The sequence below is a fragment of the Kamptonema sp. UHCC 0994 genome (assembly GCF_029167235.1).
In the GTDB taxonomy this organism is placed as follows: domain Bacteria; phylum Cyanobacteriota; class Cyanobacteriia; order Cyanobacteriales; family Microcoleaceae; genus Kamptonema.
In genome coordinates, this window is record NZ_JARFTR010000226.1 from 1 (window position 1) to 24,375 (window position 24,375).

Below are 24,375 nucleotides of genomic sequence, written 5' to 3' on the forward strand. Positions count from 1 at the left end.
ATCAACAACAAGTTAAAGTTATTAAAACGCTGTGGATTTGGGTTTAAAAATTTTCAAAACTTTCAAGTTAGAGCTTTACTTTTTTGGCATTCACCTAATATTTTAGCACAGTAAGTACGGAAGACCCGAATTTGCGATCGCCTTTTATGAGATAATTGAACATGGCGATCGCTTTTTTTAAGGGAGATTTAGAAACGCGATCGCTATTTCTAAGGTAATTTAGAGATGCGATCGCTCTTGATAGAAAATGAATATGCGCTTTTTTGGTTATAATTATAAAGTGAGATCGCCCTTCCCTTTTGAAATGCGATCGCAACATCATTAATTATTTATATTGACAACAGCCTATAACCTTGATAGGATAAAATGGTTGCTCAATCAACTTGTAAATCAAAATGACCCAAATATCAGAAAAGCAAAAACCGCGACGCGGTAGAATCTTCCCAGATCGCACTATCGACTCTGAAGAATTAGCAAGTCGCAAAGCAGAAAGAACCAAACTTGGTCGGCGCTGCCAAGAAATCTTTGAACGAATTCGACCCGAACTAATCGAAAAACATTACAATTGGTTCATTGCGATCGAGCCGGACACTGGAGAATACTTAATTGACCCCAAATTCCTCACATTAACCAAAAAAATTCAGGAACAGTACGGTAATACAGATGTGATGTTAACAACATTTCGTCTCAATGAAACAGGAACCTGTGGCCGGATATGATTTCGGGCAGATTTGGTGAAAACGGGGAGCTATTTTTTGAAATAGAATTGATTGCTTCTAATGGCGATCGCTTACCAGTTGAAGTATTGTTAGACACAGGTTTTACAGCAGGTTTTCTAGCAATTAATTTTCAAGATTTAGAAGCGCTAGAGTGGCCGTTAATTAGGTCTAAAATCAGGCTGGCTACAGCCAGGGGAGAGGATTTTTACCTATACGAAGGTCAAGTTATTGTTGACGGTCAAGAGTTCTAGCAATAGATATAGTTACGCTTCAGCGCTCTTCAAACACTAAAGCGCAACTACTTACCAACTATTAAGAACGCAGGCGACTATAAGATATCCTCAGAGGACGACAATGACCTGCATAACAATCTAAATCCAATTCGTGCCAGTAAAGAGTGGGGACACCCCAACCGCGTTGACCTGCGTGTTCTTTTCCCAGTAATTGGTTTTCCAAATAAGCACTAGGAGACTCGTGTTTATCTTTCCGCCAATAGGGAACTGTAAACGAACCAAAAGCATGACGATACTCTTCTGAATCTACCAAAGCTGATATCATTGCTCCTACTCCCTGACGGATAAGCAACTGATCGTTAGCTCTAATTTCCTCTTCATTTTGTGGCGAACGTCCTAGAAAATGCTTAAAAGCATTTTCAATAAATTTAAGATTAGAACTGTTCTCGTAAAACCGCTCCAAATAAACTGGACAAAGTGCTAAGGTTTTAAGAAAGTGCCGAATGCCAATTTTACCTTTAATAAAAGATGTCTCTAAATCTGCTAACTTCCGGCGTTCGGCTAAGTATGGTTGGCGTTCTAATACCTGCTGATAAATTTGTTTGATCAGCAAGGAACGTTCTTCGGCAGAAGCTTGTTGATTGGCTGTAATTCGTGTTTGTAATGCCATTGTTTTTACCCCAAAGTGCATTGTTGATGTTGTGTCAAACCGTGAATTTAGCAATTGTAGAACCATTGCAAAATTCATATTTTCATTGACTTTAATTGCACCCTTTTTGCTAAAGTCTTAAATACTAAATGCTCAAGCTATGGCTTAAACTTTGACTGCTCCTCGCTGAACTGTTGCCATCAGTTTAGCTGGTTTGTCTAAAGCTTGCAAAACGATTTCTATGTAAGGTAAAACTAACTGGTTGGCGGCTGTTGGTAGTTGCTCTTTGAGGATTTCCTGAAGGCAACAATAAGCTTTTAGACAAGGAAGATTCTTCTGATGAGCCTCCAGAATATTTGCTAACCACAAGCTTAGGCATTCTTTAAAAAACTGTTGGTCATCCCGAAGAATTGCCAGTGCTGTGATACAAATAGTCATTTTCATGTCATACATACAGCGCTGAGAATGCTTTTGCACGATATCAGGGTGTATTAACATGAATTTTTTCATCGCCTGTGTTACCAGACTATCGGATTTCTCTCGTAGAAGTTCATAAGTTTTTGACCTTACAGAGAATGTTTGCACATACCGTTGCATTGCCTGAAGCTCTGTACTATTGAGATAGCGACCGTCACTTTGATTGATTACAGTCTCCCAGGCGGAATTAATTCCGGGCATTTTCACAGCCTCTTTTTTGAATTATTATCTTTAATTTGATGATAAAATCATAATTAAGTCAAGAGTTTGATGCAATTGTTAATATTGTGAAAGAACGGTAAAGTTATCGCTTTGCCCAATCTTCACCGATGCGAATAGTTAAGTCTGAGGCGATTTGACCTGTAGAATTTGCTTCAATTTTGCCGCCGCCTAAAGCTTTTTTGAGGATAGAGGCTGCTACTAAGTCGCCACGCTGGACGATAATCTGGGTCTGGCGCTGTCGATCAGGCCAATCTTCGGCGGCTGAAATATTATCAAATCCTTTGTTGGCGAGATATTCCGCAAGGCGTGTGGCTGCTTGAGGATTGCTAGAAGCGTTTTGGATGGAAATTTTGAGGTCGCGGGGCAAGATGGGGTCATATTCGCTGCGCGATCGCCCTGTAAATGCAAAATCAGGAGTACCCAGCTTAAAAAATTGGGACAGGACGCGATCGCGTCCTGCGGGATCTAAAATCCAATAACTCCTAAAGTCTTCCTCGCTAGAACTCGAACGCCCAGGCAACATCACCATTTTAAAATTATCTCGATCCAATTGCAGACCAAAATTCCCCAGAGTCAAGATTTCCTCAAAACTGAGATTGGTATCAACATACTTTTGCATCACGCGGATAATCTTTGGTAAACGCGAAAGCGTTACTGGACTGCTAAGGCGCTTCCAAATAGCTTGGATTAAACTTTGTTGTCGCTGGATGCGACCAATATCTCCCAACCCATCATTGCGGAACCTCGCAAACTGATCTGCCTGTTCTCCATTGAGAGTTTGCCATCCTTGCAGTAAATTAATATTTAACTGCTGGGCGTTATCAATGTAGTTCATCGGACGGGGTACGAATACATCTACGCCCCCTAAAAGTTCGACTAATTCCCGAAATGCACCCGTACTCACTCGCACATAACGCTCAATAGGCAAATTGTTCAGATTATTGCTGAGCACTTTCGCTGTTAAAGCTTGACCCCCTTGAGCGTTAGCTTCGCTAATTTTAGTTTGACCAATACCGGGAAGTTCTACTTGAGTATCTCGTGGAATCGAGAGCAAGTTGATAGATTGATCTGTGGGATCGATTCGCACTAACAATATTGTATCGCTGCGGCCATTAAAGCTTTGAGAAGAGTTGGAAGACGCTTCTGGTACGCGGTCAACTCCCATTACTAAGATATTAACAGGGCGCGATAGGCGGTATTCAGGGCGATTGGGGGCTCCGGTAAATGTGTTATAGGAATCTAGGGCTTTAGAGATGATTTCAGGCTCTACGGGGGCAATGAGGGCAGTAATTGCTCCGAAAATTGCTCCGAAGGTAGCTGATGCAGTGGCGATTAATAATAGAAGAAAAATCCAAAAGAGGGGTCGAGCTATTTTGGGCTGTTGGCGTGAGGGAATCATAGTTTTAGATCTGAGACTAAGGTGGGAATAGGGGAAAGGGGGCGAAGGTGGAGCTTTAATAGTAACGGTTGACACTTGACACTCTCAGGTCTAAAGACTCTGAGTTTTTCGCTTCTGGTATTTTTATCAGAATATTAATCTTAGGACAGATATAGTATAAGAATAAGAAGGCGACTTATAGCAGTTAAAAAACTTATACCTGAGAGGGGCAATGACCTGAGTGGTTTTAACCACCGCCCCCTTTTGGTAAAGCTGTTTAATTATAAAATACGCCCTCGTTTCCCAATTACCGAATTATTTTATGATTAGCAAGGAAGAAACAATCGCGAAGATCGGAACAATTTTTAATGCGGCATCCGATCGCTTTGATGCCCCAGCGTTATCTTTCTGGAGTCGCTTTGGACAACAAACGATCGATCGACTTTCGCTTAGTTCTGGAGATCGTATTTTAGACGTTTGTTGTGGGACGGGTGCTTCTGCAATTCCCGCAGCAATATCTGTAGGTTCCACTGGACAGGTGCTAGGTATAGATATTGCCGAATCCCTACTAAAACTGGCACGTAATAAGTCACAGCAACAAGGTCTGGAAAATATAGAGTTTCGCTATGGTGATTTTGAAAATCTAGGCCTACCCAGTGAAAGTTTTGACGCGATTGTTTGTGTTTTCGGGATTTTCTTTGTTCCAGATATGGTTGCAGCAGTTCGAGAACTTTGGCGAATGGTTAGTCCTGGCGGGAAACTAGCGATTACCTCCTGGGGAGAGAAGGTATTTGAACCTGCTAATAAAATGTTTTGGGAGGCGATTGAAATTGAACGCCCGGACTTGATTAAGAAATTTACACCTTGGGATCGCATTAGCGATCGCACGTCGCTGAAAGCACTCCTAGAAGCGGGTGGCGCGACACAGGTAGAGGTTTTCGCGGATGCTGTCACCCATGAACTGATTTCTCCTGAAGATTGGTGGACGATGGTTTTGGGTGGGGGATTCAGAGGTACAATTGACCAATTGAACTCGGCGGCAAGGGAGCGTGTGCGACAAGGAAATCTGGAATTTCTGCGGACTAATGAAGTTCATAAACTAGAAGTAGATGTCTTGTATGCGATCGCGCAGAAATAACGCATTAAGGGCTTGTAATAAATTCAGGAATAACAACTATATGGCAGACATTTCTTTCACCAAGGGAGGAAAAATTCGTGAAATTATCAATACATGAATCTGCGTTCATCCGCGTTCATCTGCGTTTGCAGGAAGAAGACTTTGCTGTGAGCATCAGCCGTTTTGCCATTAAAATTAAATGATGCAAACTCTAAAATCCTAAATAAATTATGATTCCTGTTATTCTCGCGGGCGGTAAGGGTGAACGTTTTTGGCCTTTGAGTCGCAAACATCGACCGAAGCAGTTTTTGAGTCTGGATGGAAGTGGTAAGAGTTTGTTGCAAGCTACGGCTGAGCGTTTATTACCGTTGGCTGGGGGTTGGGATGGTTTATGGGTGGTGACTTCTGCCATGTTGGCGGATGGGGTACGGGAACAGTTGCCTTTGTTACCGGTGGAGAATTTGTTGGCGGAACCGGAGGGACGGGATACGGCCCCAGCGGTGGCGTGGACTGCGATCGAGACTTCTCGGCGTTATGGTAATGATGCGGTGGTGGGATTTTTCCCGGCGGATCATTGGATTGCGGAACCGGAGGTGTTTGAGGCGACTTTGGCGGCGGCGGCTGAGTTGGCTGTGAGTAGGGATGCGATCGCAACTTTGGGAGTGAAGCCTAGTTACGCTTCTACTGGCTATGGCTATATTGAGCAAGGTGAGGAAATTGGTAGTTTTGGCGGATTTCCTGCTTATCAGGTGGCGAGGTTTACGGAAAAGCCGGATTTAAAGACGGCTGAGGAGTTTTTGGCTACGGGTAAGTTTAGTTGGAATGGGGGAATTTTTGTATTTCGGGTGGGGGTTGTATTAGAAGAGTTACGGAATTATGTGCCGGAAATGATGGCGGCTTTGGAAGCGAAGGGTGCGGCGGCTTATCACGATTTACCGAAGATTAGTATTGATTATGCGCTGATGGAGAAGACGCAGAAGGCTTATGTTTTACCTGTAGCTTTTGGTTGGGATGATTTGGGAGATTGGAATGCGATCGCGCGTTTGTTACAGGGAGATAAGGCTAATGTGGAGTTAGCAAATCATGTGGGAATTGATACGAAAGGGGGGATTTTTTATGCGGCGGATCAGGGTGAGGTAATTGTGACTATTGGTTTGGAAGATGTGGTGGTGGTGAGGGATGGAAATGTCACTTTGATTGTGAAGAAGGAAAGGACTCAGGAGATTAAGCAGGTGTTGAAAGTGTTAGGGGAGGATGCGACTTTAAGGGATTTACTTTAGGATGAATTCGCGATACCTGGGACAGGCTAAGCCTACGATCTTTATTAATTGGGGAATGTAATAGGAATTAAGGAAACATTTTTAAAAGATGGGGGGTTGTTAACAACGATCGCCCCATCTTTTTTACTACAAAACGTCTTAAACCTATCTAGGTAGGACTTTTGATGGGTTTGTTACCCCGTCAGACCAGCGGTCAAAACCAAGTAACTTACCAACTTCAGAATTTTTCCAAAAGGTTTGTCGTTGAGCATGAGTCATTATGACATTTGTACCTACCTGAATTTGCTCAGGGGTCAAGAGGTATGGGGGATCGCCATTCTTGCTCTTGTCTGCGGCAGAAATCTGCTGCTTGCTCTCTTGAGAATTTAAAGACATATCCATCTTCTCCTGGGGCGAGGTTGGTCGCTCCCACATAATCCATCTCTATTGTATCTCTATAATAGTCAAAAGCTGAATCCAGTGATTTCAGTAAGATTAGCGTATCACTTACACCACCTGAACAATATCGCAGACCTATTTGTGTCGCATACCAGACTAGCCATTTTCCGATAGGTTCTATCAATCGGTTAGATTTCGTACCTGCACTCGCAGGGTTAGCTTCTAGATTTTCAATTTCTAGTGTCTCCGGCGAACCAGGGTAAGGATAGAGGGTATATCTCATTAATCCCCAGACTTGTTGTTGATACTCCAGCTTGATTATGTTTTCCAGGTCAAACTCTGTGTTTTGCCAGATATCTGGCCAGCTACAAGTCCAATTAATCGGCATATCTACTGCTGTTGCAGGGGAAAGTATCGCCTCTTGTTCGCCATCAGTTTTAGTTCTGATTTGCACCTGATATGAACCGATATCTACCATGTATTAATTCTTATTATAGTGCCTTATAATATTAACATAGAATAGTCTTTTAAAGAAAATAAAACTAGGCGAATTTGATATTGTTGAACAGCACTTTTGTTTTCTGTATGCTCACCCGTTTGCATACAAATTAATAATTCGCTTAATCACTCGCACTACATCATATAGTTCATTTTATTAAGTAGAAGGCGATCGCTATTTTAGCGAGTTTGTAGCCAATCTCGAAATAACTTAATTAAGGCTATTTCTCCTATTGTTTTACTCTGTTCCACAAATCTTGTCATGTCTGTTGCCGATAAGAATGTAAAAGCAATACTAAACTCACATTCAATATATTCACTTTCTACTAATTGATAAAATTCGAGAATCCGACCGTTATATCTCCATAGTTCAGGAACGCCTAGACTAGCATAAATCCCAAATTTATCAACGGAACTACTGGTAATGTCAATTTCAATTGCTAAATCCGGTGGTGGTGCAGTTTCCAAGTCTAATTCTAGCTTGCCTCTGACGGCTGATTCATTTTCAATATAATAGCAATTGTCGGGTTCTATGCCTTTTTTTACTACTTTTATTTTGAGGGTAGTTGAACCAGCACTTTTGATTTCTATGTTCAGCTCTTCGGCTAAGACAATGATCAAATTACCTAGATTACTCTTGTATATTTCATGCTCAAATAGGGGAGTCATAATTTCTAAAATTCCTTCATCGTAAGCCAATCGAGAACCTCGGTTATCGCCGATTTCTTTGAGTATAGCTTCAAAAGTTTCCCAGCTTATATTTTCTAGTACAGTTCGCTGTTCTGCGGGTGTTGAGATGGCAATCATAAGAAGTTTGCTCTCTGCGACAAGTTTATATTAAGTTTAGCATAAGTGACGACGTGCGGATGAATCAGGGCAATTATCCGTTGGCATACAAATTAATAATTCGCTTAATCACTCGCACCACATCATATAGCTCATTCTGTTGTGGGTTAACAAGCGTAAACTTTTTAGATGTGGCATACTGGCGCAACTGCTGATTCAGTTTGACAAAAATATAATCTTCACCAGTCATTATTATGGCAAAAGCAGGCGTTTCCGGGTGAGGATTAGCCATCATGTAAGCTAAGGTTTGCGGGAGTGCTTGTAAAACGCTAAAGCTATATTGTTTGGCTTCTATTAACACTACCCATAATAAGTTTTTGATAACCAAGGTATCAATAAAACCCTCTAATACGGTGTCTCCGTTGTCAATCTCTACTTTGACAAATTTCTCGCCTCGAATTTTAAATGGTGGGTCACAAAATCCCAAGAGTTCTAAGAGCGGAGATAGGGTAATAATGTTGACGGTGGCTTCGAGGATAAAGCCGTCTGCTGCATAATAGAGATAGCGGTTTTTTAAGCGGTCTAGTAAGTTTTTTTCACCCTCTGTGAGTTCAGGTAAATCATTCAGCCATTCAGTGAAGAATTGAGGATCGTTTGTCTGAGCGATGTTGAATTTTTCTTGAGCTTCGTTGAGGTTAGTAACAGCTTTTGTGATGGCAATAGTTTGAGGCATAATTTATCAGGCTTTTCTACATGAAATTTTAACATGATTATTGGCTCCTTACAAAATTGTCTAGCATCCCATATAGCCTTTAATCTGCTCTACAAACTGTGATACCAATTGCAAGGAGATACCGGCAGCCCCTAACTGCGCTGCTATTACAGCCCCTATTGATTCAACTGAAAATCCCCCCAAAAACTCCATCGCATCCCAAGCAGCATTAAATTATGCCCATATTTCATCTGGTGAAGGTGCTGGTGCATTATTCGCACGGAAAAAATAGCGATCGCAATTTTAGCAAGTTTTTAGCCAATCTCGAAATAACTTAATTAAGGCTATTTCTCCTATTATTTTACTCTGTTCCACAAATCTTGTCATGTCCGTTGCAGATAAGAATGTAAAAGCAATACTAAACTCACATTCAATATATTCACTTTCTACTAATTGATAAAATTTGAGAATCCGGCCGTCATATCTCCAGAGTTCTGGAACGCCAAGGCTGGCATAAATTCCAAATTTATTAACGGAACTACTGGTAATATCGATTTCAATTGCTAAGTCAGGTGGCGGTGCAGTTTCTAAATCTAGTTCTACCATTCCTCTAACTGCTGATTCATTTTGGATATAATAGCAATTATCGGGTTCTATGCCTTTTTTTACTACTTTCAGTTTCAGCGTAGTTGAGCCAGCACTTTTAATTTCTGTGTTGAGTTTTTCAGCTAAGGCAAAGACTAAACGATCGAACTGAATTTTAGGATTTTCATGTTCCAATAGTGGAGTCATAATTTCTAAAGTTCCTTCATCGTAAGCCAATCGAGAACCTCGGTTATCGCCGATTTCTTTGAGTATAGCTTCAAAGGTTTCCCAGCTTATATTTTCTAGTACGGTTCTCTGTTCTGCGGCTGTTGAGATGGCAATCATAAGAAGTTTGCTCTCTACGACAAGTTTATATTAATTTTAACACAAGCTTTTAATCAACTAGACACCGATAAACTTCATTCTCCTTGAAAAAATCAAAATGACTGTAATCCATAATATTATCTAAAATTACATTCTTGTCAATTTTTATTAATTTATATTCCCACTTAGAACCGCTAACTTCCCGTTTGATTTGTTCTGAAACTACCACAGAATTTTTATCTGTACCCGGACAAACTATCGCACTAACTTTTTCTAGTCTCGCCGCAGTATTAATATCTTTTCCATAGGTGCAAGACCTAAAAATATATAAATTACCTTTAGCAATTCCAATTGATAAACCACAAGGTATTTGATGAGTTTGAATAAAAAGTTTCCAGTTTTCACATAGGTTTTCCATTGCTGCTAAAGCTGAGTGAGCTTCGGGAAAAGTTAAAAGATGAGAATCGCCGACAACATTGCGAATTGTGCCGCCGTATTCTTCACAAATTGTCTTTTCAAACATATCAAAATTTGTTAATAAATATTCTACATCTTGTATAGAATTTGTTTCTTGATACGAGATAAATCCTCTCAAGTCGGCTTTAATAACTGCCTGGTTTTTAACAATTCGAGTCTTGTGTTCTTGATCTATTTTATATACTTTTTCCGGTTCGCTCATTCCTTTTAAGGAAAACTCATTTACAAAAGATGTTTGTACTTCTGCTTTATTAAGTGCTAACCAAGCCGCCTGGGATAAATATATTTCATCGGGAGGCGTTACTGATTCTATTCTTGCTGTTAAATTAACTGTATTGCCAAAGATATCTTTATCCTGATGCAATACGTCTCCCAAGGTGATTGATACGCGAATTGCTAAGCGATCGTCATCAGTTTTTCCTGACTGCTGTGCCCTCAATTCTTGCTGCATTTCCATTGCTGCTAATGCCGCTGATGTTACGCTGGGAAAAATAATCCAAAACGAATCTCCTTCACCTTTGATAATACTTCCTTCACTTTTAGCACTAATATCTGAAATGAAAATTTTATGTTCGTTTAATAAGCTACTTAAAGCCCCTTGAGATAAGGTTTTTACCCTAGCAGTATATCCGCAAATATCAGTTTTCATTATAACAGTAGAACGCAAATTAGCCATGATTTTTAGACCGCAAACAAAAAGATACAATAATTATTGTAGAGGCGCAATTCGTAGCCCCTGATTAATTGCGCTTCTACAATGCTAATCTGCTAAACCCCGCCCTTTTGTTTCCGCCAGAGTTGTAGCATCCGGTACTTTTTCTGGCGTGTAGTAACCCGCAGCTTTCTTCGCCGCCATTTCCACCTGTGCATCTGCGGGAATCCAATCTTCAGGAATGGGGATGCGCTCAATTACCTCAATGCCAGAATTATTAATTGCATTATATTTCATATCGCTCATGGATACTAAGCGGTCAATGCGGGTAATTCCCAACCAGTGCAGCACGTCTGGCATTAATTCTTGAAATCGCATATCTTGAGTGCCAGCTACGCATTCAGTGCGCGTAAAATAGGCATCAGCGCGATCGCCTCCTTCTTGCCGTTTCCGAGCATTATAAACTAAAAACTTTGTTACTTCTCCTAATGCTCTTCCTTCCTTGCGGAAGTAAACAATGACTCCAGATCCTCCCTCTAAAGCAGTCTGAATACAAACCTCAATTCCGTGTACTAAATAAGGGCGGCAGGTGCAAATATCGGAACTAAAAACATCGGAACCGTTGCACTCGTCGTGTACGCGGACGGCGAGGGGTTTATTGGGGTCAGTAATATTAGCGACATCTCCGACAATATAAACAGTAATCCCGCCAATTGGGGGCAAAAAAATGTGTAAATCTGGTCGCGTTACTAACTCAGGAAACATCCCTCCTGTTTGCTGAAAAAGTATCCGTCGCAAATGGCTTTCCTCAACCTTAAGCCGCTGGGCAATTCCTGGCAGATACCAGACCGGATCTATGGCGACTTTAGTTACTACTAAGTTGCCACCTTCTTTGACTATTTTACCATCAATTTGTACTCGTCCTTTGGCGATAGCGTCTTGCAGCTCTGGCATATTAATGTGAGCTTTGGTAATAGCAATTGAAGGGCGAATATCATAGCCTTGCTCGTAAAATGTGGCGTAAACTTCGCCTACCATTGCGCCAAAGGGATCGAGGCAGACAATTTTTTGGCGATCGCTCCAACTGGGATGGGGGCCGATGGGTTCGGCGGGTGAGGTATTGGTAAAATCGGGACGGTGATCGGCTTGGAGTGTGCCAGATGCGATCGCGAGGGCTCGATAAACAGAGTAGGAACCGGAATGAGTACCGATCGCATTACGGTGAGTTGCCTTGCTGAGTGTGCCAATAACCGGGCCGCGCTTAAGGGGATCGCTTTCTCCCCAGTGAATCGGCATCGATTTCGCACCTGCTTTGCCGGGATGGGATGTTAAAACAATATGCTTGGGTTTAGGCACGGTTTCCTGCTTACTATAGATACTGTTGTTAGCTGGTAGGCTACTCGCGATTGAAAACAAGCCTTTACCATACTAACAGGATTATGCTTTTAGAAGTATCTGAGGTCTGTAATTTTACAATCCTCACTTATATTTTAGCAATTTTATTGAAAGCGATCTATATAGATTTAAGCTGCTTGCGCTGCTAGATTTTGACATCGACAATTTTAAAATAGCCTTTAGAAAATATCTAGATAATAATTGAAAAAATTGTGGTAATTGAAGTGAACGGTGATGATGTTCATAAATTCAATTAGCCTAGGTTTATAGCGATAAATCTTATCTTACTCAAGAGCTTTAATTTTTCGCGGCGAACTTAAAATGAGCGTTTAGCCAGTAGCGAACACTACCAGAAATTGCGGATGTTTATAACACCGATGTCGATCGGAACTCGGATTGGGGGTGGCTAGGTTTGTTAGGTTTGACAGGTTTGTTGGGTTTGATTCCCCGCAAACGAGAAGAGAAAGTTAATTATAACACTACCTCCACTGGCGATCGCGACCCAGTTCGTAGCGACTACCGCTAATATTCAAGTCAGAGGGTCAATTAACCTGTTAGAGTATGAATAGAAATAGTAAAGCCCCTATCGTTGTTTTTTTTAGGGACTAAACAAGCGATCGCTAAATCAAGAAATCAGAAGAAAAGGGCGATCGCATCCTCGAATCTCTCTCTAATAGCTGACCCTAAGTTATCACAGATATCTACAAATTTTCCCAGCCTAAGTGCTTGAGTTCCTAGTTCGTGTCACAATGATCCTAAGAAATTTTTGGATTTGAAAACCAACATGACCGTACATCCTAAATTGCAACGCGCCTTCGAGCAAGGTAGAGCACTTAAAATTATCAGTGGTTTGAACAATTTTGATGTCGATCGAGTCGCTGCTACCGTTAAAGCAGCGGATCTCGGCGGCGCAAGCTTTATTGATATTGCCGCTGATGTAAACTTAGTGCAAATGGCTCGGAAATTGACAAATCTGCCCATTTGTGTATCGGCTGTAGAACCTGAGAAATTTGTCGCCGCAGTTGCAGCGGGTGCTAATTTGATTGAAATCGGGAACTTTGATAGTTTCTACGCTCAAGGTCGCCGCTTTGAAGCTGAGGAAGTGTTAGCGTTAACTCGCGAAACGCGATCGCTCCTTCCCCACATTACCCTATCTGTCACCGTCCCCCACATCTTGGAACTCGATCGCCAAGTGCAATTAGCCGTAGACTTGGTAAAAGTCGGTGCTGACATCATCCAGACAGAAGGTGGAACCAGCGCTAAACCAGTCCACGCAGGTGTTTTGGGATTAATTGAAAAAGCTGCCCCAACCTTAGCCGCAGCCTACGAAATTTCTCGCGCCGTCTCAGTACCGGTGCTTTGCGCTTCCGGGATCTCCAGCGTCACCGCACCCCTGGCAATTGCCGCCGGTGCCTCTGGCGTTGGCGTAGGTACTGCAATTAACCAACTCAATAGCGAAATCGCAATGGTGGCCGCTGTTCGCAGTTTGGTGGAAGCAATGGCTGCGGTGTCGCGATCGCCGCTCTACGTTTAAACTCGCGTTATTGACGCAACGACTTAAGCTTTAGGGTGCGCTATCAAACGCACCCTAGGATCTATTTTAACTTATTCAATATAATCATGACTCTCAAACTAGGATTATCGCAGCCAAAGTTGTTTTTACCACCAGCTTCGATCGGCACCGCAGCATTATTCATAGCCTTAATTCCTATATCATTAGCCCCCAATCTCGTCAAATTGTGTGAAATCGAAATCGGTGCCAATGCCGTAATATTTCATCGCGCTTGGATCGCCACAGTCATCTTTGGTTTATTAAGCGGACTCGAAACTTTCCGCAGCCAAAAATCTGAAGATCAACCCCAAGAAAAAAAGCCCTTTACCAAAATAGAAATCAGGCTATTATTGGCAATGGGAACAGTCGGCGCTACCTACCTACTTTTGTGGGCTTGGGCGCTGACAAAAACTAACGTTGCCAATGTAACTTTACTGTCTAATTTAAATTCCTTATTTGTCGGTGCGGCAGGCTTTTTATTATTTGGTCAGCGCTTCGATCGCAGATTCCTAATTGGTATGTTTATGGCGATCGTAGGAGCACTTGCCTTTGAATTCAATGGAGTACAATTTCAGGCAGACCAACTTTTCGGAGATGTGCTATCTTTACTCACAGCAATTTTTATGGCTGCGTATCTAATGTTGCTAGAACGACTGCGAAGCCGATTTAGCACAGCAACAATTATGGTATGGCGTTGCGGAGTCACAGCTATGTTAATCTTACCCATGCTGCCATTGGTTGAAGATAGACTATTTCCCTATTCTTGGATGGGGTGGTTTTTTGTAATTTTTCAATCCATTTTTTGCCAAGTATTCGGCCAAGGACTTTTAACTTACAGCCTTAGTAAGTTGTCGTCAGGAGTCGTTGCCGTTACACTCCTACTGGAACCAGTTTTAGCCTCCATTTTTGCTTGGTTTATTTTCTCAGAAAGTATAACTTGGTTTGACTTGGCAACTTTTATCTTCATTTTAGTAGGTATCTATCTAGTTCAATCAAGTCGATTTGCCCTGAAAACGACTAACGCGGAGTTATAAAATACAGAAGGTATTTTATAAATAATTAATAAACCAAACTGCATAATCTTCTAATAGCTGAGAGTTGGGCGAGTTTTCGTCATTTGCCTCCAAATCTGCGAGGGGCAATATGAACTTTTTTTTATCAGCGATGCGCTGCACCTCTACAAGAATCCCAGATTCCTCGGAAATCACATCCTCGAAACGTAGGAGATTGAATATATCAGTATAAGATGGTCGAGTCTTTTTTAGCTTTTCATACTCTTTTTTATTGCCAAGGCCAAAAACAAACTCCTCCTCCCACAAAAAGTCTTCTTGTCCCGTAAGGTGGCAGGGCATTTTAATATTTTGCTTGAGGTATTGTAGATATTTTTTTAAAGTTTTATCACTAACATCAATATTTTTAACCCCTAGAATCTTTTGGATTTTACTCTCAAATTCATCGAGATCAAAGGTGGTTCCTTCCAAATCGTCATCCTCATCGTCTAGATCCAAGAAATGAACATTGGGTAAATTCTCAAAAATATTTTTGAGGCTTCTGCCTATGTTTTGCTTGCTTCCTGCTACAATAGTCTCGTCAAGCTGAATGGGCTTGAGCTCTGGGCTGGCTGCTGAGGATTTGGTTTTATTTGGTTTATCATCGAATTTAGACATGACTTTAGCCACTGATACAGGTTTATCAGTAAAGTATATCTTGGCAGTAGTACCTTAGTGGTTAATAAATAGGAGCAAGCTATGACGCAATTGCTGGATTCGTCTGAACCGGAAGTCTACCAAGGACAGTTTGGGGAATTTACGATCGATGAAAGCGATCGCACCGGAGTTATCATCTATCGCAGTGGCTTAATTCTAGCAGCCTTCTGTTTTGCGATCGGCACTGTACTCGTACTTTGGCAAGGCGATAACCCAACTGTACAGCAAGCTTTAACGCCTCTTTACGTCTGTTTCTCTCTAGCATTAGGCATTAGCTTAGCCAATATTCACATTTACATGATCCTGCTACACCGCACCCTCCAGCTATTTTGGGGTATCGGTGGTATCGCAGCACTTGTCCTCACCTTACAAAGCAACGAACCCCTCGCTTTAGCAGTTTACAATCACCCTAACTCACTCTGGGGGATCGGATTTACCTTCGCTGCCTTGACAGGAATTTATTTCAAAGAAGCCTTTTGTTTCAACCGTCTAGAAACTAAATTTCTGACACCAGTTGTTCCTTTTCTAATTTTAGGACATATTATAGGTTTTTTGTCTGTTAATAAGGAACAATTTTTGTTAGCACTATGGGCAGTTTTGTTTCTGATATTTGGGCTTAGAAAAGTATTTCAACCTATCCCACAAGACATCGGCGATAAAAGCGTTTTTGACTACTTGCACTCCCAAAAAGAGTCAAAAAAGGCTTAATTGTTAACTGTGAGCTTAACTCTTAACTGTTAACTTTTGGTCGAATCGATGCAGAATAAAAAATCAAAAAAAACAAATAAAATTCAACTAATTGAGCGGAAAGAAGTCTGGGTAATTACATGGCAAGGCTGGGTAATTCTGATTACTTCCTTGATTATTTCAATGGTATTAATCATCGGTAATATTTATCCATTCTTAGCAGTAAATGCCCCAGTAAAACCTGATGTATTAGTAGTAGAAGGATGGCTACCAGACTATGCAGTAGAAAGTTCGATCGTAGAATTTAAAACAGGCAAATATCGCAAATTAATTACCACAGGTTTACCCATAGGTAAGGGCTACTATCTAGCTCAATATAAGAATTACGCCGAACTAACAGCCGCTTCTTTCATTGCACTAGGGTTTGATAAAGATAAACTGATAGCTGTTCCTGCACCCAATGTAATTAAATACCGTACTACGGCCTCTGCCATAGCACTGAAAGATTGGCTGTCAACTTCTGATTTAAAGGTAAAATCGATTAATATTTATACATTGGGAGCTCATGCTCGAAGAAGTTGGATGCTTTTTAAAGCTGTTCTGAGTCCTGAAATAGAAGTAGGCGTAATTGCAGGCAAAGCTGAAGATTACAATCGTCAGTTATGGTGGAAGTCTAGTGCAGGATTTCGGACAGTGATCGACGAAACTATTGCTTATATTTACGCCACTTTTGTCGGCTGGAAAGCTTGAAAATGGTTAATTGTTAGTTGTTAATTGTTAATTGTTTTGAGGGTAATTATTTGATAGAAGAACGCGCTTACTGGCTTACATGGTCGCAAATAAAAGGTGTCGGCCCAATGTCGCTGCATAGATTGCAGCAACACTTTGGTAATTTAGCAGAAGCTTGGACAGCAAAATCCACAGATTTACAGCAAGTTAACGGATTTGGTAAACAGACAGTTGAAGCAGTCATCGCCGAAAGATACCGTCTTAATCCTGAAAAATTCCTCGAAGAACATCAACAGAAAAACCCTTGTTTTTGGACACCCGCCGATGCAGACTATCCCCGGTTATTGTTAGAAATTCCCAATCCCCCCCCAGTGCTTTACTATCGTGGTAAAGTCGATCTAAAAGAAAATCAAGGTATTAAGCCGACTGTGGGGATTGTAGGTACGCGATCGCCTTCTGAATACGGGAAACGCTGGACTCGTAAAATTAGCGCAGCTTTGGCAAAAAGAGGTTTTACCGTTGTTTCTGGATTAGCCGCTGGCATTGATACAGAAGCTCATGCAGGCTGTTTAGACAGCGGCGGAAGAACTTTAGCAATTTTTGGTACTGGTGTTGATATTGTCTATCCTGCTGCGAATAAAAAGTTAGCTGAACGAGTTTTAGAGCAGGGATTAGCTATTAGCGAATATCCAGCAGGAACTAAACCTCATAAAAATCACTTTCCCCAACGTAATCGAATTATTGCTGGATTAAGTCGTGCAGTGTTGGTGATGGAAGCACCTCAGAAATCGGGTGCGTTGATTACTGCTTATCAGGCTAATGATTTTTGTCGGGATGTTTATGTTTTGACTGCGAGATTAGATGATGAACGCTCTTTTGGTTGTTTGGAATTATTAAGTAAAGGTGCTCATCCAATTTTACCTAGTAACGATCGCTTTTTAAGCGAGGAGCGTTTGTTAGAAATGCTAGGAGCTATGCCACAATTAGATTCTCCTCAATTAGATTCTCCTCAATTAGATTCTCCTCAACAGTTGTCGTTATTTCCTGAAAATCCGCCGCCACCTGCTTTAGATCCTGAATTGGCACAAGTATTAGAGGCTATTCCGTTTGAATCTACTGCTTTTGATTTGATTGTTGAAAGAGTAGGTTTAGCACCTGGCTCAGTTTCTAGCGCACTGTTACAGTTAGAATTGTTAGAATTAGTTTTGCAGTTGCCAGGAATGCGTTATCAACGGTGTTAAATAATGTTGTTAAGACTTAAGCAAAGGAACCTGGCTTCTCTGAAAAATCCAAGCTTCTCAACCTTGGAGATGGGGTCTGAATTTGAAAGAATGACAGCTTTTATTCAAGGTTTATTACTCAGTAGTATTCCAAGCTGGATTATCTCCTTTAACTGTGCGAATAAAAAGCGAATTAGTTGGCTTTTCACAGGCACTTAAGAGGAGAAGTAAGACAATTACAACAACACCAATGAACAACCAGAAACCTGCATTAGATTCCGGCTCTTTAGATTCCTTTTCTATAAATTGCTTCTTGCAATTCATACATACTTTTTCTTCAGGTCGATCGGGATGTTCCATAATGTGGCAAATAGGTTTCCCTAAGATATCCTGGGGACAAGACATGATTCCTCCGAAATACATGAATAAATTGTGAAAAAAACTGGTAAAAACTTGAACAAAATCAGTAGGGACTGGTTTATATAAATGGATTGAATTTTTCAAACAATCTTAGTTTGTTAAGAAAACCTTGAACTTCTGCACGCATAACTTTCTGCTCAACTGACATAAGTTGAACTCACGTTTGTTAATTTAAACTAAAGGTAGAAGAAGCTCGTTGGTCAACGGCTTCTATATATATATCTAGGTAAACTCAAAAAATTATTGCAAAGTTGCCAAAAATTTTATCGACAGGTATCCCAGAGATGGCAAAAGCACTTGCTTGATGCTAAAACCCTTATACGGAAGAAGCAATTTGTTCTAACTGATTTAACCATCAAAATTGCTCCTACCAGAGTAAAACCTGGTAAGAGCAATCATTTCTAAAATTTAATCTACTAACTGGGGCGAAAGGATTCGAACCTCTGAATGGCTGGACCAAAACCAGCTGCCTTACCACTTGGCGACGCCCCAATGTCTTAACCTTTGTCATTCTAGCATTTACACAGCAGGTGTCAAGCACTTCGGGGAATTAAATCAAAATTTTCTCCAAAACAGCGCCAATCCTCACTCCTGCTTAACTTTGAGGTCTGAGATGGTATGGCGGCTTCACCGGGATCTGAATCCAAAACTCAGCCCCCTGTCCTAGCTCGGAGATACACTTGAAAATGCCGCCGTGTTTTTCTACCACAATCTGATAGCTAATCGACAAACCCAGACCAGTGCCCTTACCTACTGGCTTCGTAGTAAAGAAGGGGTCAAACAGTCGAGTTTTAATTTTATCGCTAATTCCTGGCCCACTATCGCGAATCCGAATTACAACGTATTCAGCATTAGGGAACGCAGATTGAGAAAACTCTTCCCCAGCCATCACCCCAGTAATAATCGTCACAATCCGAGGTTCTGGTTGATTTTCCAGAGCATCGATCGCATTCCCAATCACGTTCATAAACACTTGATTCAACTGTCCCGCATAGCACTCTACCTGCGGCAAAATCCCGAACTCCTTCACTATCTCCACTCCAGAATTTTTACCCTTTGACTTCAAGCGGTTGTGCAAAATCAGCAGCGTGCTCTCAATCCCTTCGTGAATATCAACCGGCTTCATCTCGGCCTCATCTAACCGCGAGAAATTCCGCAGGGAGAGTACAATCTGGCGAATACGTTCCGCACCCATCTCCATTGAAGATAAGATTTTCGGCAAATCCTCAACAATGAAATCCAGATCGATATCGGCGGTGAGAGCTTCCACCTCTGGAATTGGATTGGGGTAGTGCTTCTGATAGATATGTAAGACTTGCAGAATGTCTTTAACATAGTCTTCGCAATAGGTCAGATTCCCATAAATAAAATTAACGGGATTATTAATCTCGTGGGCAACACCTGCTACCATTTGCCCCAGAGAAGACATTTTTTCGTTCTGGATGAGCTGAGCTTCCTTTTGCTGCAAATTCTGCAAAGCATCGCTGAGGTGAAAAGCTTGAGTTTGAGCCGCCAGGGCCGCAGCGCGGGTTTGAGCATAAAGTTCTGCTTGGTCGATCGCGATCGCCAATTGATCCACCACAGCGTGGAGTAATTCCACTTCTGAATCCTTCCACTCCCGGCTACCACTGTAGTGATTGCAAACCACCGCCCCCAGTTGACCCGATCGCGTCTCCAAAGGTAGTAATAGTTGCGATGATATCCCCGCACTGCGTAAAAAAGCCCGGATTTCGGGATCTGAGTCGGTGTCTATTTCTATATCGTCGATCCGAACTGTCTGGCGATCGCGAATTTTGACAGCCAGCAACTTTTCTTGTTCCGGCGGGTAGTCCAAGAGCAGCCCCGGCCCACCATTGGGGGATTTGGAGTTTGGATTCCCCGCTTCGTGGGTGACAGCAAAACTCAACTGATGCGTCCCTCCCGGCAAGTACCATAGAAAATGACACTGATCTATTTGCAATAAACTGCGAATCTCATTGACGGCTGTTCCCAAGATAGTATCGAGGTCGAGGGAATCCCGAATCTGACTTGCTAGGCGGAAGAGTAAACCTTCTCGGCGGCTATTAAGTTCTTCCCGCGCTTTCACCCGATCGATCGCCACAGCGATCGCTAATCCCACCCACCCAAGCACCTCTTGTACCCCTTCTGTCACGGGTTTGCTAGCGATCAGAGCCATTACCCCTACTAGCCGCTCTTCTACAATTAACGGATAAGTAATTGGGAAAGCTTCGGGAGTAGAGGAGTTTTGAGTATTGAGAGATTCCTTAGTTCCTTGTAATGCTAAACCCTGCGGGTAGGCTACGCCTACGCCATTTTGAGCGATCGGACTCAAAAATTGCTCTGTTTCCTCTTCCCCCTTTCCTGTTCTTTTCTCTCTCTTCCTTCTTCCCTCTTCAGGATTCCAGAAGTGCCTCCAATCCCCCATTCCCACTCCTGACGAAGCCTGCAATTCTAATTGCTTTACCTCTTGGTTAAAAGTCCAAATGCCTGCACCTGTAGCGTCAAGGTGCTGTACCATCGCCTCTGTGCAAAGATTGAGGATTGCCGATATTGTACCGCCGCCTCCCAAGGCTGCGCCTACCTCAGCTTCCAAGATAGATAGACGCGATCGCTCCCACAGGGAAGCTTCTGTAAGCTTGCGCTCGGTGATATCCCGCGAGACTGCAACCAGTTGTTTCACTGTCTGGCTATCTAGATCCCAAATCGAGTGACAAGTAGTTTCAAACCAGATGTAGGTACTATCTTTGCGGCGAATGCGGTAGCTAATAGTGTAAATTTCTCTGGAATTTAAGGTATTAAAATGGATGTTTTGCAGCGCTTCTAAATCTTCTGGGTGGAAAAACTCATAAACTGAACGTCCTATTAATTCTTCAGATTTGTAGCCCAACAAAGCATCGCAAGCTGGGGAAGCGTAGAGGTAAATTCCCTCTGATGTGTGCCGAGAAATCAAATCTGTGGAGTTTTCTGCTAGCAAGCGGTAGCGTTCCTCACTTTCTTTGAGTGCTTCTTCTGCCTGTTTGCGATCGGTGATATCAGTTTGTACGCCCACAAAGTGCGTCAAGCGGCCGCTTGAGTCTCGTACTGGGGAAATTGCTAGTTCGTTCCAAAAATAAGTCCCATCTTTGCGGTAATTCTTTAAAATTACATGGCATTCTTGCTCTAAGCGCAAAGCAGCGCGAATTTTTTGGCGGGCCTGTTCACTATTAACATCTGTGGACTGTAAAAATCGGCAGTTTTGTCCAATCACTTCTGAGCGGGAGTAGCCGGTCATTTTTTCAAAGGCTGCATTACAGTAAATAATCGGGTTGTCTGGTTGAGTATTGTCAGTAATGACGATGCCGTTGCTGCTGGCTGCGATCGCACGTTCCAGCAATGTCAGGGTTTCCTCTGCTTGTTTGCCTTCGGTAATGTCTTCAGAAATGCCTAATAAATATTCTGCTTTGCCTGTTTCATCAAAAATAGGTATTTTTTGAGTATGCAGTATTCTTAAACCTTTATTTTTAGTTTGGATTGTCTCTTCTGGGATATCTAACATCTGACCACTGGCTAAAACTTCCCGGTCTTTACTTATAAAAAAATCTGCTTCTATTTTCGTAAAGAAATCATAGTCGTTCTTACCAATTAATTGTTCTTTCTCATAACCTACCAATTCTGCTCCTGCCTGATTAAAACTGACAAAAGTTAGTTCTTTAGCTTCTTTGACAAAAATTGTATGGGGAATATTTTCGACGATTGAGTTGAGTAATTTTTGGGATTTTTGACTTTCAGCTTCCACCGCCCGCCGCTCGGTGATATCTATTCCCGTGCAGATTATATATTTTATAGTACCTTTTGCGTCTTCGATCGCTGTATTCGACCAGGAGATCCAGCGGCGAGTTCCGTCAGTTGTTTGGCAGTAGTTTTCGTACTGTTTGGGTAGTTGAATCTCTAAATTGCTGTTTTTATTGTTGCGAAACGCCTCGAAAGTTAGTTTTAATTCTTCTGAATTCTCGGCAGCCTCGAATAATTCCCAGAGATATTTGCCTTCTGCCTCGGAAGTTGAATAGCCAGTGATGCGCTCGCAGGTGCGGTTGAAGCGGACAATTTTAAAATGTGTGTCGAGAACTACGACTAATGCACCGACGATATTGAGTGCGGTTGAAAAGAAGTCGCGCTCTAATCGTACTATCTCCCAGACTTCTTTGCGATCGTTGATGATGTCTTCGAGCCTGAGAACTTTGCCCCCCAGATTGACTAATTTGCGTCGCAAGTCTACCATGCCTGCTACTTGGCGACTTAATGCTTGCAGTGCATTTCTAGAGTTTTCTGTCAATTCTCGTGGTGTAAAGTCCATGACGGACAATATTCCTAAAGTTAGTCCTTCGGGAGCGACAATTGGCAGACCAACGTAAAACTTCACGCCGGGGTTGGAGGTGACGAGAGGATGATTGGCAAACCGCTTGTCTGTTGAGGCATCCGACACGATTGCCAGGTGATTGTGAGTATTTACGCTCGCGAATGCTGCCTCTGTCTGGGGTAGGAAAGGGGAAGTCTGCTCTCCCTCTTGTCTCTCCCCATTCTGCCTAATGGCGTGTTCGCAGAAATCTAGGTAACGGTGTGCGGTTCCTTTATCAATGCCGACTTCTGACTTTAACCATTGGTGGTTAGCGTCGATAAAGCTAATGAAAGCGATCGGAGCTTGGCATAAGTTAGCAGCCAAAATCGTTAGATCGTCGAAGGAAGCTTCGGGAGCAGAACCGAGGAGCTGATATAGACGGAGGTCGTCGAGCCTGAACACTTTATGATTATTGAGTGGTAGTGCTTTCATTTATAAATGACCTATCTTTAAGTTTACCGCTCCTAAGTTATCTTGTGAGGATTTGGGATCGCCAACAATATCTCTACCAATTTTCAGCCAGTGTCCACCCGCCTTCAAGGTCGTAGATACTACGTTTAACTGAGAAGATTGCAAAAGTGTTAAATTTATTTACATAATTTAATATAATTCTAGTGCTAGTGTAGCGAAATACAGGAGCAAACGCTTGGGAAAAAGACGAGTCTTATAGCTCTAAAAGTAGTTTTTTAGTATCGAGACTTATTACCAGTAAAGGTCGGAGAAAAACCCGACAATAGAGTGAGGAATGAATATGTCTGGAAGTGAAAATCTGATGCCTACTATCTTAGCAGTGGATGATAGCACTGTTATGCAAGGACTTGTGAAACAGGCGTTAGGCAAAGATTTTCGGGTGTTGGTAACGGACAATGCAGTGGATGCCTTGTCGATGATTTACCACGAAAAGGTAGCTGTGTTGTTGCTGGATGTTTCCATGCCCGGTATTGATGGGCTGGAGCTCTGCCGCACGGTACGAAGTTTGCCTCAGTTTCAGAAATTACCGATCGTGATGCTGACTGCGCGAGATGGAGCTTTTGATAAGGTACAGGGGCGTTTGGCAGGAGCAACGGAATATTTGACTAAGCCTTTTGATGCTGAGAAACTGCGTTTAGTTGTGGGCAAGTTTATCAACATCTGTTAACAGTTAATGTTAACTGTTAACTGTTAATTGTTAACTGTTAACTATCTTACTGAGTAGCAAAGGAGCGATCGCATTAACGGGCAATACGTACTGGACAGCATTGAGGGCGATCGCTTCTTTGGGCATTCCGAAGACTACGCAGCTAGCTTCATCTTGGGCGATTGTGATCCCTCCAGCTTGTGCGATCGCCAGCAGTCCATCTGCACCATCTCTCCCCATTCCCGTCAGCAGCACCCCCGCCGCCGCTCGACCGTAGAAACTAGCAACTGACTTAAATGTTACTGTAACAGAGGGGCAGTGTCCCCCTACAGGCGGCGCAGTAGAATAAATAAATCGACCTACTTTATCTAACTCTAAATGGCGCTTTTCCGGTGGGAAATAAATAGTACCTGCTTGCGGTATTTCCCCAATATTAGCAATTTTAACTGGCAGTTTAGACCCAGAACCCAACCAATCTACTAAACCTTTTAAGAATCCTTCACTGATGTGTTGGATGCAAATTACTGGCACTGGAAAATTAGCTGGCAACTGGGAAATAATTGCGTGTAAGGCTTGGGGCCCACCAGTAGAAGCACCAATAGTTAAAACTTTAATAATTCTGGATTGGTAATTGGTAATTGGTAATTGGTAATTGGTAATTATCCCCTGCTCCCCCTCTCCCCCTCT

26 protein-coding genes and 1 tRNA gene are annotated in these 24,375 nt (G+C 42.2%); 12 read left to right on the forward strand and 15 right to left on the reverse strand.

Annotated elements, in window-relative coordinates:
* Positions 1–114, forward strand: a 114-nt coding sequence (locus PY364_RS20400; RefSeq protein WP_275525791.1) for a transposase, incomplete at its 5' end; no start/stop codon positions are given.
* Here PY364_RS20400 and PY364_RS20405 read toward each other — a convergent pair.
* Positions 95–322: a hypothetical protein gene (locus tag PY364_RS20405; protein WP_275525746.1), complete on the reverse strand. Its 228-nt coding sequence runs from the start codon at positions 320–322 to the stop codon at positions 95–97. The genes PY364_RS20400 and PY364_RS20405 overlap by 20 nt on opposite strands.
* A gap of 73 nt (positions 323–395) precedes the next feature.
* Between PY364_RS20405 and PY364_RS20410 the strand changes: the two genes are divergently transcribed.
* Positions 396–719, forward strand: a complete 324-nt coding sequence (locus PY364_RS20410) for a hypothetical protein (RefSeq protein ID WP_275525748.1) — start codon at positions 396–398, stop codon at positions 717–719.
* On the forward strand, positions 716–970 hold the full coding sequence (locus PY364_RS20415) for an aspartyl protease (protein ID WP_275525750.1): 255 nt from the start codon (positions 716–718) through the stop codon (positions 968–970). Before PY364_RS20410 ends, PY364_RS20415 begins: the two co-directional genes overlap by 4 nt.
* Positions 971–1,031: 61 nt before the next feature.
* Here the strand turns inward: PY364_RS20415 and PY364_RS20420 are convergent, their stop codons facing one another.
* The 3 genes from PY364_RS20420 to PY364_RS20430 all read right to left on the reverse strand — a co-directional run bounded on the left by PY364_RS20420 (position 1,032) and on the right by PY364_RS20430 (position 3,699).
* On the reverse strand, positions 1,032–1,622 hold the full coding sequence (locus PY364_RS20420; RefSeq protein WP_275525752.1) for a phycobilisome rod-core linker polypeptide: 591 nt from the start codon (positions 1,620–1,622) through the stop codon (positions 1,032–1,034).
* 144 nt (positions 1,623–1,766) lie between these two features.
* Positions 1,767–2,279 carry a phycobilisome protein gene (locus PY364_RS20425; protein WP_275525754.1) on the reverse strand — a complete coding sequence of 171 codons (513 nt, stop codon included), beginning with the start codon at positions 2,277–2,279 and terminating at the stop codon, positions 1,767–1,769.
* Positions 2,280–2,382: 103 nt separating this feature from the next.
* Positions 2,383–3,699: an LCP family protein gene (locus tag PY364_RS20430; RefSeq protein ID WP_275525756.1), complete on the reverse strand. Its 1,317-nt coding sequence runs from the start codon at positions 3,697–3,699 to the stop codon at positions 2,383–2,385.
* A 301-nt stretch (positions 3,700–4,000) separates the two neighbouring features.
* Here PY364_RS20430 and PY364_RS20435 point away from each other — a divergent pair, with 301 nt between their 5' ends.
* Together PY364_RS20435 and PY364_RS20440 are read left to right on the forward strand one after the other, a co-directional pair.
* On the forward strand, positions 4,001–4,816 hold the full coding sequence (locus tag PY364_RS20435; protein ID WP_275525758.1) for a class I SAM-dependent methyltransferase: 816 nt from the start codon (positions 4,001–4,003) through the stop codon (positions 4,814–4,816).
* 209 nt (positions 4,817–5,025) lie between these two features.
* Positions 5,026–6,075: a mannose-1-phosphate guanylyltransferase gene (locus PY364_RS20440; protein ID WP_275525760.1), complete on the forward strand. Its 1,050-nt coding sequence runs from the start codon at positions 5,026–5,028 to the stop codon at positions 6,073–6,075.
* A 286-nt stretch (positions 6,076–6,361) separates the two neighbouring features.
* Here PY364_RS20440 and PY364_RS20445 read toward each other — a convergent pair whose 3' ends face one another.
* The 6 genes from PY364_RS20445 to PY364_RS20470 all read right to left on the reverse strand — a co-directional run bounded on the left by PY364_RS20445 (position 6,362) and on the right by PY364_RS20470 (position 11,843).
* Positions 6,362–6,931 carry a hypothetical protein gene (locus tag PY364_RS20445; RefSeq protein ID WP_275525761.1) on the reverse strand — a complete coding sequence of 190 codons (570 nt, stop codon included), beginning with the start codon at positions 6,929–6,931 and terminating at the stop codon, positions 6,362–6,364.
* A 200-nt stretch (positions 6,932–7,131) separates the two neighbouring features.
* Positions 7,132–7,758, reverse strand: coding sequence for a Uma2 family endonuclease (locus tag PY364_RS20450; protein WP_275525763.1), 627 nt, complete (start codon positions 7,756–7,758; stop codon positions 7,132–7,134).
* A 73-nt stretch (positions 7,759–7,831) separates the two neighbouring features.
* Positions 7,832–8,470 carry a type I restriction endonuclease subunit R gene (locus PY364_RS20455; protein ID WP_275525765.1) on the reverse strand — a complete coding sequence of 213 codons (639 nt, stop codon included), beginning with the start codon at positions 8,468–8,470 and terminating at the stop codon, positions 7,832–7,834.
* Between the two features lie 282 nt (positions 8,471–8,752).
* On the reverse strand, positions 8,753–9,379 hold the full coding sequence (locus tag PY364_RS20460) for a Uma2 family endonuclease (protein ID WP_275525767.1): 627 nt from the start codon (positions 9,377–9,379) through the stop codon (positions 8,753–8,755).
* A 49-nt stretch (positions 9,380–9,428) separates the two neighbouring features.
* Positions 9,429–10,511, reverse strand: coding sequence for an adenylate/guanylate cyclase domain-containing protein (locus PY364_RS20465; RefSeq protein ID WP_275525769.1), 1,083 nt, complete (start codon positions 10,509–10,511; stop codon positions 9,429–9,431).
* A gap of 84 nt (positions 10,512–10,595) precedes the next feature.
* On the reverse strand, positions 10,596–11,843 hold the full coding sequence (locus PY364_RS20470; RefSeq protein WP_275525771.1) for a GTP cyclohydrolase II: 1,248 nt from the start codon (positions 11,841–11,843) through the stop codon (positions 10,596–10,598).
* Between the two features lie 394 nt (positions 11,844–12,237).
* Between PY364_RS20470 and PY364_RS20475 the strand changes: the two genes are divergently transcribed.
* The 3 genes from PY364_RS20475 (at position 12,238) to PY364_RS20485 (ending at position 14,468) form a co-directional block, all read left to right on the forward strand.
* On the forward strand, positions 12,238–12,408 hold the full coding sequence (locus PY364_RS20475; protein WP_275525793.1) for a WGxxGxxG family protein: 171 nt from the start codon (positions 12,238–12,240) through the stop codon (positions 12,406–12,408).
* 258 nt (positions 12,409–12,666) lie between these two features.
* Positions 12,667–13,416 carry a DUF561 domain-containing protein gene (locus PY364_RS20480; protein ID WP_275525794.1) on the forward strand — a complete coding sequence of 250 codons (750 nt, stop codon included), beginning with the start codon at positions 12,667–12,669 and terminating at the stop codon, positions 13,414–13,416.
* An 86-nt stretch (positions 13,417–13,502) separates the two neighbouring features.
* Positions 13,503–14,468, forward strand: a complete 966-nt coding sequence (locus PY364_RS20485; protein WP_275525773.1) for a DMT family transporter — start codon at positions 13,503–13,505, stop codon at positions 14,466–14,468.
* 15 nt (positions 14,469–14,483) lie between these two features.
* Here the strand turns inward: PY364_RS20485 and PY364_RS20490 are convergent, their stop codons facing one another.
* Entirely contained in the window at positions 14,484–15,101 is a 618-nt protein-coding gene (locus PY364_RS20490; protein WP_275525775.1) for a hypothetical protein, read from the reverse strand.
* 81 nt (positions 15,102–15,182) lie between these two features.
* On the opposite strand from PY364_RS20490, the gene PY364_RS20495 reads away from it, so the two are divergent.
* The 3 genes from PY364_RS20495 to dprA are packed head-to-tail and all read left to right on the forward strand — an operon-like array spanning position 15,183 to position 17,797.
* Entirely contained in the window at positions 15,183–15,848 is a 666-nt protein-coding gene (locus PY364_RS20495; RefSeq protein ID WP_275525777.1) for a DUF2301 domain-containing membrane protein, read from the forward strand.
* Between the two features lie 48 nt (positions 15,849–15,896).
* Positions 15,897–16,577 (forward strand): YdcF family protein, encoded by a 681-nt coding sequence (locus PY364_RS20500; RefSeq protein WP_275525779.1) that lies wholly within the window; start codon positions 15,897–15,899, stop codon positions 16,575–16,577.
* A 50-nt stretch (positions 16,578–16,627) separates the two neighbouring features.
* Positions 16,628–17,797, forward strand: a complete 1,170-nt coding sequence (gene dprA / locus PY364_RS20505; protein ID WP_275525781.1) for a DNA-processing protein DprA — start codon at positions 16,628–16,630, stop codon at positions 17,795–17,797.
* 114 nt (positions 17,798–17,911) lie between these two features.
* On the opposite strand, the gene PY364_RS20510 is transcribed toward dprA, so the two are convergent.
* The 3 genes from PY364_RS20510 to PY364_RS20520 all read right to left on the reverse strand — a co-directional run bounded on the left by PY364_RS20510 (position 17,912) and on the right by PY364_RS20520 (position 23,003).
* On the reverse strand, positions 17,912–18,181 hold the full coding sequence (locus PY364_RS20510; protein ID WP_275525783.1) for a hypothetical protein: 270 nt from the start codon (positions 18,179–18,181) through the stop codon (positions 17,912–17,914).
* Positions 18,182–18,616: 435 nt separating this feature from the next.
* A tRNA-Gln gene (locus tag PY364_RS20515) sits at positions 18,617–18,688 on the reverse strand.
* Positions 18,689–18,791: 103 nt separating this feature from the next.
* Positions 18,792–23,003, reverse strand: coding sequence for a PAS domain S-box protein (locus PY364_RS20520; RefSeq protein ID WP_275525785.1), 4,212 nt, complete (start codon positions 23,001–23,003; stop codon positions 18,792–18,794).
* A 319-nt stretch (positions 23,004–23,322) separates the two neighbouring features.
* Between PY364_RS20520 and PY364_RS20525 the strand changes: the two genes are divergently transcribed.
* Positions 23,323–23,709 (forward strand): response regulator, encoded by a 387-nt coding sequence (locus PY364_RS20525; RefSeq protein ID WP_275525787.1) that lies wholly within the window; start codon positions 23,323–23,325, stop codon positions 23,707–23,709.
* Between the two features lie 30 nt (positions 23,710–23,739).
* On the opposite strand, the gene PY364_RS20530 is transcribed toward PY364_RS20525, so the two are convergent.
* Positions 23,740–24,375: CheB methylesterase domain-containing protein (locus PY364_RS20530; protein WP_275525789.1), on the reverse strand; the 636-nt coding region annotated here is incomplete at its 5' end.